Here is a 14,420-nt window from a genome sequence, read left to right as displayed (position 1 = left end):
ATCGGATTACTGAACAAATTCAATTATGGCCGTTGGGGCAGCGTCTCCCTTGCGGTATCCAAGTTTCACTATTCGAGTATAGCCTCCCGGGCGATTGGCATAACGGGGCGCAAGCTCATTGAAGAGCTTTATCGTCGCTTCCTTGTTGCGCAATCTCGATATAACTATCCTTCTGTCGTGCAAAGTCCCGCCCTTGGCGCGAGTAACGAGCTTTTCAACATACCTGCGAAGCTCTTTCGCCCGCGGAACCGTGGTCTCTATGCTCTCGTGAATTATAAGGCTTGCAGCCATGTTTATGAGCATCGCACTTCTGTGTGCTCCATATCGCCCAAGCGTCCTAGAGCGCATTCTATGCCTCATCCTCTATTCCTCCTTGCCTTCGTTTTCATCATCCAAGTTACCTTCGGCGTCATTTTCCTGGGAATCTGTTCCGGCCTTCGAACCTGCTTTGGGAGCGCTCAAAGACAGGCCGAAGATATCCAACTTTTCCTCTATCTCCTTCAGGGAAATCTTTCCAAGATTACGTATCTTCAAAAGATCGTCCCTCGTGTATTGGACCAAATCCCCTATGGTGCGCACTCCTGCGCGAAGCAGGCAGTTTTCGCTTCGTATGGATAGTTCCAGATCCCGAATGGGCCTGGAGAGAATGGGGTCTTCCTCCGCTACAGCCTCAACGACAGCCTCAGGAACCTCCGCCGCTACGGGAGAGACGGGCTCTTTTAGCAACAGGGAAGCTATATGGCCAAAATATTGGTTCAATATCTTGACAGCCTCAAGAAAGGCTTTAGCGGGCTCGACCGTCTCGTTTGTCCACAATTCGATGAGCAGGCTCTCGTAGTCGGTTCGCTGGCCAACCCTTGCAGCCCCGACGTTGTAGTTCACGCGCAAGACGGGAGAAAATACAGCATCGACTAGTAAAACATCTATGGGCAAATAGTTAGGTCTTGGCCTGTCCATTGTCAGATAGCCTACACCCCGCTCGACGTAAAGGTCCATTTCCAATTTATGACCTTCTTCCAAAGTACATATGTAAGCCTCGGGGTTGGAAAACTCCACCTCGCTGTCGGGGATTATATCGGCGACCGTCACGACCTTGGGCCCCTCTGCCTCCAGCCTCAACATGCGAACGTCATCGCTGTGGGACACGACGGCTAGCTTTTTTATGTTCAATATTATTTCCAATACGTCCTCCATTACGCCGGGCACTGTACTGAACTCATGCAATACGCCATCGATCCTGATGGCGGAGACGGCAGCTCCCGGGATGGACGACAGCAGGACTCGCCTAATGGCATTCCCAAGCGTTACGCCGTACCCCCTCTCCAGGGGTTCTATTCTAATCCGTCCATATCCCGAACTGCTTTCTTCTATATGGATATCCGGCACAACACGTTCCAAACTGATCCTCTCCTTAATAATTATCGAGCGTAGTATTCGACGATGAGCTGTTCGTTGACGGGAACGTCGATCTGCTCCCTCGTCGGAAGAGATACTACTCTACCCTCCATCCGCTCGGCATTGAGTTCAAGCCACTCCGGTATGGCCCGGGCCGAAGCGACTTCCAAGTTTTCCCTTATAGTAGGAATGTCCCTGCTGTTGGGAGCAACGGCTATGACATCGCCGACTTTCACCAAAGCGCTTGGTATGTCAAGTTTTTTGCCGTTGACGGTTATGTGACCGTGGGTCACGAGCTGTCTGGCTTGAGCTCTGCTCGAGGCAATGCCCAAGCGATAGACCACGCTGTCAACGCGTCTTTCCAACAACTGCAGAAAATTGTGCCCCTTCTGCCCGGCCATTCTGCTGGCCTTTTCGAAGAACCTCTCAAACTGCCGTTCCGTCATTCCGTAAAACCTTCTGAGCTTCTGCTTCTCGTGCAACCGCAAGCCATATTCGCTGAATTTCGCTCGCCTCTGCGAGTGCTGACCCGGTAAGGAGTTCCTCCTCGCTATGGCACACTTCTCAGAATAGCATCTGTCTCCCTTTAGAAATAACTTTGTTCCTGCCCTGCGACACAGCCTGCAGGAAGGTCCGGTATATCTGCTCATATCGCGATCTTTCCCTCCTTCAATGTTCCCCTGTTGGGCTTATACACGTCGTCTTTTTGGAGGACGACATCCGTTATGAGGAATCGGCGTGGCGTCTTTTATCATGTTGATCTGCAGTCCTGCGGCCTGCAAACTTCTAATGGCCGACTCCCTTCCCGGTCCGGGGCCCTTGACGACTACGTCTATTTCAGTGACGCCGTGATCCTGTGCCTGTTTGGCCACAACCTGTGCTGCCATCTGAGCAGCATAGGGCGTCGATTTACGGGTACCCTTGAAACCTACTGTCCCCCCCGATGCCCAACCGACAACGCCGCCCTGCTTGTCTGTTATGCTTATGATCGTATTATTAAATGTAGAGTGAATGTGGGCAACGGCATAATTTATATTCTTTTTTTCTTTTCTTTTGGTCCGTCTTTTGGTGCTCTTGGCCACTAAATTTCCCTCCTTAATTTATAGGCTTCCGTTACTTTTTCATTGTGGCTTTCTTCTTGCCGGCTATCGTCCTCTTTGGACCCTTGCGCGTCCTTGCGTTGGTGCGCGTCCTCTGTCCCCTTACGGGAAGGCCGAGCCTGTGCCTTAAGCCCCGATAACAGCCTATGTCTATCAGGCGCTTGATGTTCGCGTTGACCTCGCGCCTCAAATCGCCTTCTACCTTATGGTTGTTTTCAATCTCTCTTTGGAGCTTGTTGATCTCGTCTTCGGTGAGGTCCTTAACCCGCGTATCGGGGCTGATCCCCGTAGATGCCAATATCTTCTTCGCCGAAGGAAGACCTATGCCGTAGATATAAGTCAACGCTATCTCGACTCTTTTGTCCCTGGGCAGATCAATACCTGCGATTCGAGCCATGCCCGACTACCTCCTTGCTCCCTGTCTTTGTTTATGTTTAGGATCTCTTTTGCAAATTATCCATACCTTGCCGTGACGCCGAATGACCTGGCAATGTTCGCAAATAGGTTTAACGGAAGGTCTGACTTTCATCTTTTTACTTCCCCCTTTAAAGCTATTTATATCTATATACAATTCGTCCTCTTGTCAAGTCGTAAGGTGAGACTTGAACCAAGACCTTATCCCCGGGCAATATGCGAATGAAATGCATGCGCATCTTGCCCGAGACATGGGCTAACAAAATATGACCGTTTTCAAGCTGCACTTTGAACATCGCGTTGGGCAACGGTTCAAGCACCGTACCCCGTAACTCTATTACATCTTCCCTCGCCATGCGCGCTGGCCTACCCCCTCTTAATTTGAGCCCCTTTGTCTCGAATCAGGTTTAGCAGTTGCTGACGTAGCCACTCATCGTTATTTTTCGAGCTGTCCCTCAAACGTTCCTCCAATCTTGGCAAAGACCAATTTGTCATCTGAAGATGCTTCGGGTTTTTGGGCTTGGGACGAGAGACTGAGTGCCGCCACCCGTCTGCCACGTATACCCTGTTTTTCAACCGATCCATGCCAATCACTGCATAAAAAGTGCCCTTATCCTTTCCCTTGCGGGATATGACGACCCTTCCTGTTTGAAAGTCATCTAAATCCAATATCGTCACTCCCAAGGCGTGAGTATGATTCCTCTCTCGTCGAAAATGAGCACCGTATGTTCAAAGTGAGCTGCATCCGAGTGATCTGCCGTTACAACCGTCCATCCGTTTTCCAATACCGCCACATCTTCGTTTTTACTGGCGATGACCATTGGTTCGATGGCGAGGGTAAACCCCTTTTTAAGGGTTATGCCGTCCCCCCGTCTTCCGAAGTTAGGGACCTGGGGAGCCTCATGGAGGCGCTTCCCTATCCCGTGGCCCGCATAGTCGCGGACCAGACCGTAACCCTGCGAAATGACATACTGTTCCACGGTATGCCCTATATCTCCGACGGTATTGCCGTTTTTAGCCGCATCGACTGCCAAATAGAGGGCCCTTTTCGTAACTTCAAGCAACCTCGATCTGCTATCGCTTATGAGTCCGACGGGAAAGGTGCAAGCAGCATCCCCATAATATCCGTCGATGCAGACTCCCACGTCGATGCTCACAATATCGCCTTCGACCAAAACTCTCTTATTATCGGGAATGCCGTGAACTATCTCATCGTTGACGGAGACGCATATACTACCGGGAAAGGGAAAGGGTGCCCCAGGAAAGGAATACCCCTTGAACGCCGGAATTCCTCCGCTCTTTAATATCATATTTTCGGCCTCTGCATCGAGGCTTTTCGTGTCCACCCCGGGTTTGACCATATCCCTCATAAGTTTTAAGACGTCTGCGACCACAAGTCCCGCCCTTCTCATCTTTTCTATTTCCCAATCTTTCTTAATTCGAATCATCTTTGCCTCCGTACAAACTCACTATGGCGTACAATACGGCGTCGCTTTCGGAAGAGGCATCGACAGATATCAGGCTGCCCTTATTTCTGTAATAATCAAGCAAGGGGGCGGTCTCTTCCTCGTAAACCTTGAGGCGCCGCCTTACCACTTCAGGTCGGTCGTCATCGCGCTGTATAAGTCCATTACCGCACCTTTTACAACGACCATCCTCAGGATAATCGCTGTTATGAACGTTGTAAATCGCATTACAGTTTGGGCAGATGCGCCTTCCTGAGAGGCGTCGCACCAAGGTTTCTTCGTCAACGTCGAATAAAACAACGGCATCGAGGGTAATGTCCTTGGACTTTAGAAGAACTTCCAGAGCTTCCGCCTGATTCACGGTCCTGGGAAATCCGTCCAGTATAAAGCCCCTCTTTGCGTCCTCTTCTTCCAATCTCTCCTTGACCATCTCTATAATCAAATCATCGGGCACCAACCGGCCCGAGTCCATATAGGCCTTCGCCTTCTCGCCAAGATCGGTGCCGTTTTTAACATGATAACGCAACATATCACCGGTAGAGATATGGGCTATTCCATATTTGGATGCCAATTTTACCGCCTGCGTTCCCTTTCCTGCTCCCGGTGGCCCTAGAAATATCATGCGCAACTTCTCTTCCTCCTAACTAGTCCCAAAGCTGTTCTATAGTCTTAGTATTCCGCCAGCTTTGTTCCTTCTTTTCATAATCCCTTCATAATGGCGCATCAACAGCTGGGCTTCAATCTGCTGTACCGTCTCAAGGGCAACGCCGACGACGATCAAAACTGCAGTGCCTCCAAAGTAGAAAGTCGTTATGCCCAGCATTTGCGTCAAAAGCGAGGGAAGCAGAGCTATGCCCGCCAAAAATACCGCCCCTCCCAACGTAACTCGTGACAACACCCTTTCGATGTAGTCTGCCGTAGGACGTCCCGGCCTTATTCCGGGTATAAAGCCCCCGTATTTCTTCAAATTGTTGGCCACATCGACAGGATTAAAGACGACAGCCGTATAAAAGTAGGTGAAAAATATGATCAGCAATACGTAAAGGATCATATATATTGGACTACTCGGCGAAAAGATCCCTGCAATCGTCTGGGCAAATCCAGCCGAAAAAAACCTGGCCACGGTAGTGGGAAAGAGTAATACAGAGGATGCAAAAATTATAGGTATTACCCCTGCGCTGTTAACCCTCAAAGGAATGAAGGTCGACTGTCCTCCGTACACCCTGGTTCCGACAACTCTTTTCGCATACTGAACCGGTAATCGCCTTTGGCCCTCCTGAAGGAGTATACATCCGGCAATTACTACGATCATTATTGCAATGGCAATTATCAGAGTTAAGAAATTCATCTCGCCGGTACGAAGCAATGTAAAGGTTCGCATTATTGCCTCCGGTATACGAGCAACTATTCCGGCGAATATGAGCAGCGATATTCCGTTGCCTATGCCGTGGTCAGATATCATTTCACCCATCCACATAACGGCTATTGATCCAGCAATAAGAGTTACTATGGCCACCACTATAGAGATGCCACCTACATAAATGATGTCCATGCTCCTGAGCCACAAAACCATTCCTACCGCCTGGATGCCTGCGAAAAGGATCGTAGACACCCTCGTGTACTGAACGATCTTGCGCCTTCCCTCTTCGCCCTCTTTTTGCATCTTTTCTATGGCGGGCACGACAACGGCCAGAAGTTGCATGACGATACTGGCATTGATGTAGGGCGTTACGCCAAGAGCAAATATGCTGAATCGCCGCAAAGCACCTCCCGCAAAGAGATCGAAGAGACTCAATACCCCGCCCTGTTCAAAGAGACTTGCCATTGCCTTCGCATCCACTCCGGGAGTTGGGATGTGCGCCCCCAAGCGAAACACCAGCAGGACCCCGAGGACGAACAAGATCCTGCTTTTAAGGTCGGGAAGGCGAAACATGTCACGCAAGGCGCTAAACACTTAAATCACCTCTGCCTTGCCGCCGGCCGATTCGATCTTGCTTTTCGCGTTGGCACTGAATTTGTGCGCCTTTACCGTAAGCGGTTTCGTGATGTCCCCTTTCGCTAATATCTTAACAGGCGTTTGGAGATCTTCTATGATGCCAGCCTCGTACATCTGCTCAGGAGTGACTGTTGCATTTTCTCCGAACTTCTCGTCGAGGGTCACAATATTGACGTACTGATATTTTCTTGCGAATCTCGCATTATTAAACCCTCTCTTCGGAATTCTTCTCACCAGAGGCATCTGCCCGCCTTCGAACCTGGGCGATATATTTCCACCGGCACGGGCTTTTTGCCCCTTATGCCCTCGCGTAGCCGTACCGCCGTGGCCGCTTCCCTTGCCCCGACCAACCCTCTTGGGCTTTTTTCGGGCCCCCATAGGGGCGCGTAAGTCATGAATTCGCATACTATTCCCTCCCAGCTATTCGACGATTTCCCAATCTATGAGATGCTCGACGGCTCTTATCATTCCTCGGATTTGAGGCGTATCGTCATGGGTTACGCTATGGTTCAACTTCTTCAGGCCCAAAGCTCGGATAGATTTTCTCTGTCTTTCCGGGCGTCCTATGGTGCTTTTTTTCCAAGTAACTCTAATTTTGGACATAACCTCATTCCTCCCCGCTAAGCCTGTTGTTGGTCTTTCCCGCGTAATTTCATGATCTCGTCGGGGCTTCTCAGAGCCTTCACGGCCTCAACAGTAGCGTAAGCGACGTTGATAGGATTAGACGTTCTGCCTATGACCTTCGTCAACACGTCCTTTACGCCGCCCAACTCCATAATGGCGCGCACAACTGCCCCCGCAATAACTCCCGTTCCAGGAGCGGCAGGCCTGAGCAGCACCTGGGCCGCACCAAAGTTCGCAACTATCGGGTGGGGAATGGTATTTCCTACTTTCTTTACCTCTACAAGGTTCTTCTTTGCCCTTTCAATGCCCTTACGAACCGCTTCGGGTATCTCCCTCGCCTTACCCATGCCTACTCCTATGTATCGTTCCCCGTCTCCAACTACGACAAGAACGCTGAATTTAAATCTCTTGCCGCCTTTGACGACTTTGCTGACCCTGTTTATGGCGATAACCCTCTCGGTTAGCTCCACGCCTTTTGGTATCGTTATCCTGACCATGCAAAGACTCCCCCTTTATAACTTCAAGCCGGCTTCGCGAGCGGCATCGGCAAGCGCCTTGACCTTCCCGTGATAGGCGTGTCCGCCACGGTCAAAAACGACTTCAGCAATGCCACGCTCCAGCGCTCGTCTCGCCACAAGCTGCCCCACTGCCTTGGCCGCCTCTATGGAGCCGGAGCTTGCCTGAAAAGGCCTAAGTTCCTTGTCTAAGGTGGACGCGGAAACCAGGGTATGCCCACGCTCATCATCAATGACTTGGACATAAATGTGTTTCAGGCTCCTAAAGACGCTCAACCTAGGTTTTTCCTGTGTACCCAATAGCCTTTTCCTGATCCTGCGATGCCGAAGAAGGCGCATATCGTTACGCGATTTACGCTTAATCAAAATGGTCCACCTCCACTATTTCGCACTAGCTTTACCGGTCTTTCGCTTGACAACTTCGCCAACATACCTGATCCCTTTGCCCTTGTAAGGTTCGGGGGCCCTGAAGGATCTTATTATAGCGGCGACTTGACCGACCTCTTGCTTATCTATGCCCGAGATCTTTATCTTGGTCGGGCTATCTGTAGTAATCGTTATCCCTTTAGGCGGAACATATTCAACGGGATTTGAATACCCGAGGTTCAGGACCAGTTTCTGCCCTTGCATCTGAGCTCTGTATCCCACTCCCACTATCTCGAGCTCCTTTTCAAACCCCTGCGTAACGCCCGTGACGATATTGCTCAACATGGCCCTTACAAGGCCGTGAAAGGCCTTCGTTTTTTTGTCTTCCCTATTCCTCATGACCATTATCTGCTCATCGGCCAACTCAACGTTTATGTTGGGCAACAAATCAAAACTCATTTCTCCCTTTGGACCTTTTACCCTAACGGTGCGACCGCTCAACGTCACATTTACCCCTTTAGGGATGGAAATCGGTTTCCGACCAATCCTCGACAACGTCTTTCCCCCCTTACCACACGTAGCAAAGGACTTCGCCGCCAAGGCCCTTTTTTCTGGCCTCCGCGTCAGTCATCAGTCCGCTTGAAGTCGATATTATCGCTACCCCCAAGCCCCCCATGACCTTCGGCAAGTCTCTGCTGTTGACATATATTCGCCTGCCGGGCTTGCTGACCCGACGAAGACCCTGTATGACCCTTTCCTTGTTTGGCCCGTAGTGCAAATATATCCTCAGCATTTGATAGGGCTTGCCGGGGTCGTTTATCACTTTATAGTTTTTTATATAACCTTCGTCCTTCAATACTCGCGCAATACGATGCTTCATGTTGCTCATGGGGATGTCCACTACTTCGTGGTAAGCTATGTTCGCATTGCGGATTCGCGTCAACATATCAGCAATCGGATCTGTAACATACATCGCCGATCCTCCTTTTGTTTCATAGGGCTACCAGCTGGACTTGACGACTCCAGGGATCTTGCCCTGTCGCGCCAAATCTCTGAAGCAGCACCTACACATGTTAAACTTCCTCATAAATGCCCTCGGGCGACCGCAAAGCGGACATCTGTTGTATTTTCTCACCTTATACTTTGGTTCTCTTTGAGCCTTTATCTCAAGAGCTTTCCTAGACATCGGATTTTAACCTCCTCATCGCTACTGCCTAAAGGGCATACCCAGCTCTTTTAGCAGTCCGTAAGCTTCCTCATCGGTTTTCGCCGTAGTCGTAATGCTTACGTTCATACCCCTGATACGCATAATATCGTCGTATTCGATTTCAGGGAATATCAGCTGTTCCCTCAACCCCAAGTTATAGTTTCCGCGCCCGTCGAGGCCTTTTCTCGAAACGCCTTGAAAGTCCTTTATGCGGGGCAAAGCCAGAGAGATTAACCTGTCCAAAAACTCCCACATCTTAGCCCCTCTGAGCGTAACGGTGCATGCCACGGGCATGCCCTTTCTCACCTTGAAGCCTGCAACGGACTTCTTCGCTCTTTTCAAAACTGGCCGTTGCCCTGTGATGAGGGCTAGCTCATTAATAGCAGCGTCCAAATATTTTATATCCTGTTTCGCTTCGCTTACGCCGATATTGACTACGACCTTTTCTATTCGTGGAACCTCCATGACGTTTTTGTAATTAAAGGCCTTCATCATTCGCGGAACTACTTCACTTCTGTATTTTTCAAGTAATCGCGGAACCATTTGCCTGTTCCTCCTCAACCTAAAGCTTATCCACTATTTCGCCGCACTTCTTGCATAGGCGAACCTTGCGTCCGTCCTCCAAAAAGGCGCGAGATACCCTCGTCGCCTCACCACAGGCAGGACAGACCAGCATGACCTTGTCCGCATGGATAGGGGCCTCTTGGCGCAGGATTCCGCCCTGGGGATTTTTCTGAGAGGGACGCGAATGCTTGGTTACGACGTTCACTCCCTCTATCAGCAACATGTTCCTTGTGGGTATGCGCTGGAGGACCTTTCCTTCCTTTCCTTTATCTTTGCCGGAAATAACGCGGACCATATCTCCCTTTTTAATTCGCATCTTGGACATACAAACACGCCTCCTCATACGACCTCAGGAGCAAGCGATACTATGCGCGTATAACCCTTGTCCCTCAATTCCCTGGCTACAGGGCCGAATATGCGTGTACCGCGAGGGTTTCCCTGGTTATCGATTATAACGGCGGCGTTGTCGTCGAAGCGAACGTAGGAACCGTCGCGACGCCTTACCTCTTTGCGAACGCGCACAATTACGGCTTTGACTACATCGCCTTTTTTGATATTGCTGTTCGGTATGGCTTCCTTAACGGAAGCCACTATTACGTCGCCAACCGTCCCATATCGCCTGTAACTACCCCCGGTCACCTGAATGCACCTTATTTTTTTTGCTCCCGAATTATCGGCCACATTAAGCATAGTATGTAACTGTATCATGGCCTTTATTCCTCCTCGACTGGTCCAGTGTATTCAAAGAGAGGAGCACGCTCCAGGATCTTTACGACTTTCCATCTTTTCTTTCGCGAAAGAGGTCGAGTTTCCTCTATTAAAACCTTATCTCCTATGGAGCAAGAATTTTCCTCGTCGTGAGCCATGAATTTCTTGCTCTTGAGAACAGGTTTGTCGTATAACGCGTGCTTCGCCATCCTGTCTACTCTGACCACTACCGTTTTGTCCATTTTATTGCTTACGACAATGCCTCTTCTGACCTTTTTTTGAGCCTTGCGCTCCTCCATAAAACTCCCTCCTTTAATTCAACACCGAGGAGCGATCTCGCCCGGTCTCTTTCTCGCGCATGATAGTAAGAATCCTGGCGATCGTCCTCTTCACTTCCGCTATTCTTGCCGTATTGGAAAGCTGACCAATGGCATGCTGGAAGCGAAGATTGTATAGTTCCTTTTTATATTCCCTGTGTTTTTCCTTCAGTTCTTCGATGGTCAGGTCGCGCAACTCTTTAGGATTCATTATGCTTCACCACCCATTTCTTCCCTTTCGATAACCCGAACCTTGATGGGCAATTTATGTGCGGCAGAGCGAAAAGCCTCTTCTACCACTTCTCTGGAAACGCCGGCCACTTCGAAGATAACCCGGCCACGTTTAACGGGAGCAACCCAATACTCAGGAGCGCCCTTACCTTTGCCCATCCTGGTCTCCAAAGGCTTTTTGGTATATGCGACGTCGGGGAAGACTCTTATCCAAAGTTTTCCGCCCTTTTTCATTTTTCGCGTGATGGCTATACGGGCAGCCTCTATCTGCCTTGCAGTGAGCCACACGTTTTCAAGAGCCTGCAACCCGTAATCTCCGAAGGCTACAGTTGCGCCACCCTTCGTCCTGCCTCGCAAAGGCTTGCGAAAAGGTTTTCTATACTTCACCCTTTTTGGCATCAACATAATCTATTCACCTCCTCTCGCTCGAAACCTCGTCGTGAGGCTGCTCCTTGAGCGAGGGTAATACATCGCCGTTGTATATCCATACCTTTACTCCGATAACGCCGTACATCGTCTTGGCCTCGGCAAAACCGTAATCGATATCTGCCCTTAGCGTGGACAGAGGCAGGCGACCTTCGAGATACCACTCTCTTCTGGCAATTTCGGCGCCGCCCAATCTGCCGGAACACTGCGTCTTGATGCCCAAAGCTCCTGCCTTCATGGCACGGAATATGGCCTGTTTCATCGCTCTTCGGAAGGACACCCTCCGCTCCAGGGCTGATGCTATGCCCTCGGCCACTATTTGGGCGTTTTTGTCGGGATTTTTTATCTCCTGGACATTGATCATTACCTTGGATCCCGTCATCTTCTGCAGCTCATCCCTGACTTCCTGTATTTCGCTGCCGCCTTTTCCTATTACGACACCGGGGCGGGCGGTCCAAATCGTGAACCGGATTACGTTTCCGATCCGCTCTATTTCGACCGTGGAGATGCCAGCATGTCCCCATCTGTCCTTTATCCATTTACGCAGTTTGATGTCTTCATGCAATTGCTTGGCAAAATTTTTCTTGTCGGCATACCATCTCGACTCCCAATCACGGATGACTCCCAGACGATAGCCAACGGGATGTACTTTCTGTCCCATCTTAGTCAATACCTCCTTGCCTTTCGCCAACTACTATAGTGATATGACAGGTACGATGATTGAAAGGATGGGCCCTTCCCATGGATACCGGTTTCCATCTTTTCAAAGTAGGACCTTCATCCGCGATGGCCTTAACTACATAAAGTTCGTCGACGCTCATGCCCAGGTTGTGATCAGCGTTTGCAATGGCGCTGGTCAAAGTCTTCTCAATATATCGCGCGGCCTTTTTGGGGCAATAGCGCAATATTAAAAGAGCTTCCCCGGCTTTCTTGCCTCTGATCAAGGACAACACCTGTCGCACCTTAAAGGGTGAAATCCTTATTTGTTTGGATATAGCTTTTGCTTCCATCATCTCTCACCCTACCTTACCCTGGTGGTGCGTTCCTGCCCGGCATGCCCGCCAAATTTTCTGGTCGGGGCAAACTCTCCGAGCTTATGGCCTACCATATTTTCGCTTATGTAAATAGGTATGTGAGTGCGTCCGTTGTGAACCGCGACAGTATGGCCAATCATGCTTGGCACTATTGTAGATCTCCTTGACCATGTCTTGATCACTCTCTTGTTTCCGGACGCGTTCATTTCCTCTATTCGTTTCAACAATTTTTGATCCACGTAGGGACCTTTTTTTACCGAACGGGGCATAAGTCAGTTCCCTCCCTTACTGAACGTTCCTGCGACGAACGATATATTTGGTCGATGCCTTTTTAGGCTTACGGGTTTTATACCCCTTAGCCGGAACGCCCGTAGCCGAAACGGGGTGCTTGTGCGACTTCGTTTTACCCTCGCCACCACCGAGGGGGTGATCGACGGGGTTCATGGCCATAGGACGCACCCTTGGCTTCCTGCCAAGCCACCTCTTCCTGCCGGCCTTGCCATGCACCTCGTTTTCGTGTTCCACGTTTCCGACCTGGCCAACCGTAGCCATACACTCCTGCAGAACATACCTTATTTCACCGCTCGGCATGCGCAGCAAAACGTATTTTCCTTCCTTTGCCATTATCTGCACCTGTGCGCCGGCAGATCTGGCCATCACGCCGCCTCGCCCCGGCTGCAGCTCGATGTTATGAACGAAGGTGCCGACAGGAATATCCCGTAGCTTTAATGCGTTGCCAGGTTTAATGTCAGCCTTTTCTCCAGACATTACCACATCTCCTACGCTCAAGCCCACAGGGGCCAGGATGTAGCGCTTCTCACCGTCGGCATAATGTACGAGCGCTATCCTTGCCGATCTGTTGGGATCGTACTCTAACGCGGCTATTTTCCCGGGAACGTCGAATTTATCTCTCTTGAAATCTACGATTCTATAGAGTCTCTTGTGCCCCCCGCCTCGATGGTTCGCAGTGACCCTTCCCTTATTGTTCCTTCCGGCCGCCTTCTTTTTTAAGGAAACTACCAGGCTCTTTTCAAATTCATCTCTGGTAATTTCCGAAAAGTCCGATGTGGCCATCTGGCGTCTACCAGGAGTCGCCGGTTTGTATTTTTTAATTCCCATTGGACTTCCTCCTTTAAGTCGTCCGTACGCCTTCAAAGAACTCAATGCGTTCGCCTGGCGCTAATGTTACGATCGCTTTTTTCCACCTTCTCGAGCGTCCTAAAAAACGCCCGAGGCGCTTCGGCTTTGGCTTGACGTTTACCGTATGGACCTTTTCGACCTTCACGTCGAAGATCTCCTCTATTGCCTTTTTAATTTCCACCTTAGTGGCGCTCGGATGCACTTCAAAGGTATACTTATTGTATATCATATGACGGCTGCTTTTCTCGGTTATTACTGGCCGCAAAATTATATCATAGGAAGTCAATTTCACGCTGAGTACACCTCCTCCAGCCTTTGTGCCGCGCCTTTAGTCAATATGAGGTGCTCATGATTTAATATTTCGTATACGTTAATGCTGTCAACATGTAACACCCTCGTTCCAGGTATGTTTCTCGCCGCCATATAAATTGAAGGCAACGATTCGTGTATGACGATCAACGGTTTGGCTTGTGCTTGAGCGTTTGCCAAAAAGGCACACATATCCTTCGTCTTGGGCGACATTGTTTCGATTCCCTCGACCAAAATAAGCTTATTTTCCTTAACCTTAAGGCTCAGAGCGCTCTTAATCGCCAACCGCTTCACCTTTTTATTTACCTTTTGATCGTACGAGCGCGGTCTGGGACCATGGATAACTCCACCCTTTGTCCAAAGAGGAGAGCGTATGCTTCCATGCCTTGCCCTTCCGGTGTGTTTTTGTCTCCAGGGCTTCCTTCCGCCGCCGCGCACCTCTCCTCTGGTCTTCGTCGAATGCGTTCCTTGCCTTTGTGCTGCCAAATAGGCTACGACGACCTGATGCATAGCGGGAACGTGGATTCTCGCCGCAAAAACATCATCGGCAAGGGCAACTTCGCCCACCTTTTGTCCATCGATTCCGATAACATCGACAGTAGGCATAA

The 14,420-nt window shown here is 50.0% G+C and carries 30 protein-coding genes; all 30 read right to left on the bottom strand.

Going from position 1 to position 14,420, the window contains the following annotated elements:
* Nucleotides 1–6: 6 nt before the first annotated feature.
* From rplQ to rplD, 30 genes are read right to left on the bottom strand one after another with little or no spacing between them, the layout of a single operon-like run.
* The gene (gene rplQ, locus BLU12_RS00575; protein ID WP_040348152.1) at nucleotides 7–360 is read right to left on the bottom strand and encodes a 50S ribosomal protein L17; all 354 of its coding nucleotides are present in this window, start codon (nucleotides 358–360) and stop codon (nucleotides 7–9) included.
* A 3-nt stretch (nucleotides 361–363) separates the two neighbouring features.
* Nucleotides 364–1,398 carry a DNA-directed RNA polymerase subunit alpha gene (locus tag BLU12_RS00570; RefSeq protein WP_040348155.1) on the bottom strand — a complete coding sequence of 345 codons (1,035 nt, stop codon included), beginning with the start codon at nucleotides 1,396–1,398 and terminating at the stop codon, nucleotides 364–366.
* A gap of 20 nt (nucleotides 1,399–1,418) precedes the next feature.
* Nucleotides 1,419–2,045 carry a 30S ribosomal protein S4 gene (gene rpsD / locus BLU12_RS00565; RefSeq protein WP_040348156.1) on the bottom strand — a complete coding sequence of 209 codons (627 nt, stop codon included), beginning with the start codon at nucleotides 2,043–2,045 and terminating at the stop codon, nucleotides 1,419–1,421.
* A 39-nt stretch (nucleotides 2,046–2,084) separates the two neighbouring features.
* Nucleotides 2,085–2,477 (bottom strand): 30S ribosomal protein S11, encoded by a 393-nt coding sequence (gene rpsK, locus BLU12_RS00560; protein ID WP_009201460.1) that lies wholly within the window; start codon nucleotides 2,475–2,477, stop codon nucleotides 2,085–2,087.
* Nucleotides 2,478–2,508: 31 nt separating this feature from the next.
* Nucleotides 2,509–2,892 carry a 30S ribosomal protein S13 gene (rpsM, locus tag BLU12_RS00555; RefSeq protein WP_009201461.1) on the bottom strand — a complete coding sequence of 128 codons (384 nt, stop codon included), beginning with the start codon at nucleotides 2,890–2,892 and terminating at the stop codon, nucleotides 2,509–2,511.
* A 6-nt stretch (nucleotides 2,893–2,898) separates the two neighbouring features.
* Nucleotides 2,899–3,024: a 50S ribosomal protein L36 gene (rpmJ, locus tag BLU12_RS00550; protein ID WP_009201462.1), complete on the bottom strand. Its 126-nt coding sequence runs from the start codon at nucleotides 3,022–3,024 to the stop codon at nucleotides 2,899–2,901.
* Nucleotides 3,025–3,046: 22 nt separating this feature from the next.
* Nucleotides 3,047–3,265, bottom strand: a complete 219-nt coding sequence (gene infA / locus BLU12_RS00545) for a translation initiation factor IF-1 (protein WP_009201463.1) — start codon at nucleotides 3,263–3,265, stop codon at nucleotides 3,047–3,049.
* Between the two features lie 10 nt (nucleotides 3,266–3,275).
* A complete protein-coding gene (locus BLU12_RS00540; protein WP_009201464.1) occupies nucleotides 3,276–3,587 on the bottom strand; it encodes a KOW domain-containing RNA-binding protein in 312 nt (103 codons plus the stop codon).
* Nucleotides 3,584–4,357: a type I methionyl aminopeptidase gene (gene map, locus BLU12_RS00535; RefSeq protein WP_009201465.1), complete on the bottom strand. Its 774-nt coding sequence runs from the start codon at nucleotides 4,355–4,357 to the stop codon at nucleotides 3,584–3,586. Before map ends, BLU12_RS00540 begins: the two co-directional genes overlap by 4 nt.
* A complete protein-coding gene (locus BLU12_RS00530; RefSeq protein ID WP_040348157.1) occupies nucleotides 4,344–5,003 on the bottom strand; it encodes an adenylate kinase in 660 nt (219 codons plus the stop codon). The genes map and BLU12_RS00530 overlap by 14 nt, the downstream gene beginning before the upstream one ends.
* Nucleotides 5,004–5,036: 33 nt before the next feature.
* A complete protein-coding gene (gene secY / locus BLU12_RS00525) occupies nucleotides 5,037–6,329 on the bottom strand; it encodes a preprotein translocase subunit SecY (protein ID WP_009201467.1) in 1,293 nt (430 codons plus the stop codon).
* Complete coding sequence (gene rplO, locus BLU12_RS00520; protein WP_040348158.1) at nucleotides 6,330–6,776, bottom strand: 50S ribosomal protein L15; 447 nt, start codon at nucleotides 6,774–6,776, stop codon at nucleotides 6,330–6,332.
* Nucleotides 6,777–6,791: 15 nt separating this feature from the next.
* Nucleotides 6,792–6,974, bottom strand: a complete 183-nt coding sequence (gene rpmD, locus BLU12_RS00515; protein ID WP_009201469.1) for a 50S ribosomal protein L30 — start codon at nucleotides 6,972–6,974, stop codon at nucleotides 6,792–6,794.
* Nucleotides 6,975–6,991: 17 nt separating this feature from the next.
* A complete protein-coding gene (rpsE, locus tag BLU12_RS00510) occupies nucleotides 6,992–7,492 on the bottom strand; it encodes a 30S ribosomal protein S5 (protein WP_009201470.1) in 501 nt (166 codons plus the stop codon).
* Between the two features lie 15 nt (nucleotides 7,493–7,507).
* The gene (gene rplR, locus BLU12_RS00505; protein WP_040348159.1) at nucleotides 7,508–7,876 is read right to left on the bottom strand and encodes a 50S ribosomal protein L18; all 369 of its coding nucleotides are present in this window, start codon (nucleotides 7,874–7,876) and stop codon (nucleotides 7,508–7,510) included.
* A gap of 15 nt (nucleotides 7,877–7,891) precedes the next feature.
* Nucleotides 7,892–8,431: a 50S ribosomal protein L6 gene (gene rplF / locus BLU12_RS00500; protein WP_040348160.1), complete on the bottom strand. Its 540-nt coding sequence runs from the start codon at nucleotides 8,429–8,431 to the stop codon at nucleotides 7,892–7,894.
* A gap of 13 nt (nucleotides 8,432–8,444) precedes the next feature.
* Complete coding sequence (gene rpsH / locus BLU12_RS00495) at nucleotides 8,445–8,849, bottom strand: 30S ribosomal protein S8 (RefSeq protein WP_009201473.1); 405 nt, start codon at nucleotides 8,847–8,849, stop codon at nucleotides 8,445–8,447.
* Between the two features lie 27 nt (nucleotides 8,850–8,876).
* The gene (locus BLU12_RS00490; RefSeq protein ID WP_009201474.1) at nucleotides 8,877–9,062 is read right to left on the bottom strand and encodes a type Z 30S ribosomal protein S14; all 186 of its coding nucleotides are present in this window, start codon (nucleotides 9,060–9,062) and stop codon (nucleotides 8,877–8,879) included.
* A gap of 21 nt (nucleotides 9,063–9,083) precedes the next feature.
* Nucleotides 9,084–9,626: a 50S ribosomal protein L5 gene (gene rplE, locus BLU12_RS00485; RefSeq protein ID WP_009201475.1), complete on the bottom strand. Its 543-nt coding sequence runs from the start codon at nucleotides 9,624–9,626 to the stop codon at nucleotides 9,084–9,086.
* A gap of 19 nt (nucleotides 9,627–9,645) precedes the next feature.
* Nucleotides 9,646–9,972, bottom strand: coding sequence for a 50S ribosomal protein L24 (gene rplX, locus BLU12_RS00480; RefSeq protein ID WP_040348163.1), 327 nt, complete (start codon nucleotides 9,970–9,972; stop codon nucleotides 9,646–9,648).
* A 14-nt stretch (nucleotides 9,973–9,986) separates the two neighbouring features.
* The gene (gene rplN, locus BLU12_RS00475) at nucleotides 9,987–10,355 is read right to left on the bottom strand and encodes a 50S ribosomal protein L14 (RefSeq protein WP_009201477.1); all 369 of its coding nucleotides are present in this window, start codon (nucleotides 10,353–10,355) and stop codon (nucleotides 9,987–9,989) included.
* Nucleotides 10,356–10,360: 5 nt separating this feature from the next.
* Nucleotides 10,361–10,654, bottom strand: coding sequence for a 30S ribosomal protein S17 (rpsQ, locus tag BLU12_RS00470; protein ID WP_009201478.1), 294 nt, complete (start codon nucleotides 10,652–10,654; stop codon nucleotides 10,361–10,363).
* Between the two features lie 13 nt (nucleotides 10,655–10,667).
* On the bottom strand, nucleotides 10,668–10,883 hold the full coding sequence (gene rpmC, locus BLU12_RS00465; RefSeq protein ID WP_009201479.1) for a 50S ribosomal protein L29: 216 nt from the start codon (nucleotides 10,881–10,883) through the stop codon (nucleotides 10,668–10,670).
* Nucleotides 10,883–11,308: a 50S ribosomal protein L16 gene (rplP, locus tag BLU12_RS00460; protein WP_009201480.1), complete on the bottom strand. Its 426-nt coding sequence runs from the start codon at nucleotides 11,306–11,308 to the stop codon at nucleotides 10,883–10,885. Before rplP ends, rpmC begins: the two co-directional genes overlap by 1 nt.
* Before the next feature lie 7 nt (nucleotides 11,309–11,315).
* On the bottom strand, nucleotides 11,316–11,990 hold the full coding sequence (gene rpsC / locus BLU12_RS00455; protein WP_009201481.1) for a 30S ribosomal protein S3: 675 nt from the start codon (nucleotides 11,988–11,990) through the stop codon (nucleotides 11,316–11,318).
* A gap of 1 nt (nucleotide 11,991) precedes the next feature.
* Complete coding sequence (rplV, locus tag BLU12_RS00450; protein ID WP_040348165.1) at nucleotides 11,992–12,339, bottom strand: 50S ribosomal protein L22; 348 nt, start codon at nucleotides 12,337–12,339, stop codon at nucleotides 11,992–11,994.
* Nucleotides 12,340–12,350: 11 nt separating this feature from the next.
* Entirely contained in the window at nucleotides 12,351–12,632 is a 282-nt protein-coding gene (gene rpsS, locus BLU12_RS00445) for a 30S ribosomal protein S19 (protein ID WP_009201483.1), read from the bottom strand.
* A gap of 16 nt (nucleotides 12,633–12,648) precedes the next feature.
* The gene (gene rplB / locus BLU12_RS00440; RefSeq protein WP_091459807.1) at nucleotides 12,649–13,482 is read right to left on the bottom strand and encodes a 50S ribosomal protein L2; all 834 of its coding nucleotides are present in this window, start codon (nucleotides 13,480–13,482) and stop codon (nucleotides 12,649–12,651) included.
* Between the two features lie 13 nt (nucleotides 13,483–13,495).
* Nucleotides 13,496–13,795: a 50S ribosomal protein L23 gene (gene rplW, locus BLU12_RS00435; protein ID WP_091459805.1), complete on the bottom strand. Its 300-nt coding sequence runs from the start codon at nucleotides 13,793–13,795 to the stop codon at nucleotides 13,496–13,498.
* Nucleotides 13,792–14,418: a 50S ribosomal protein L4 gene (gene rplD, locus BLU12_RS00430; protein WP_091459804.1), complete on the bottom strand. Its 627-nt coding sequence runs from the start codon at nucleotides 14,416–14,418 to the stop codon at nucleotides 13,792–13,794. The genes rplW and rplD overlap by 4 nt, the downstream gene beginning before the upstream one ends.
* Between the last annotated feature and the right edge of the window lie 2 nt (nucleotides 14,419–14,420).

This window comes from Acetomicrobium thermoterrenum DSM 13490, from assembly GCF_900107215.1.
GTDB classification, from domain to species: domain Bacteria; phylum Synergistota; class Synergistia; order Synergistales; family Acetomicrobiaceae; genus Acetomicrobium; species Acetomicrobium thermoterrenum.
Note: the sequence above shows the minus strand (reverse complement) of the source record. Positions and strands in the feature narration are given on the sequence as shown.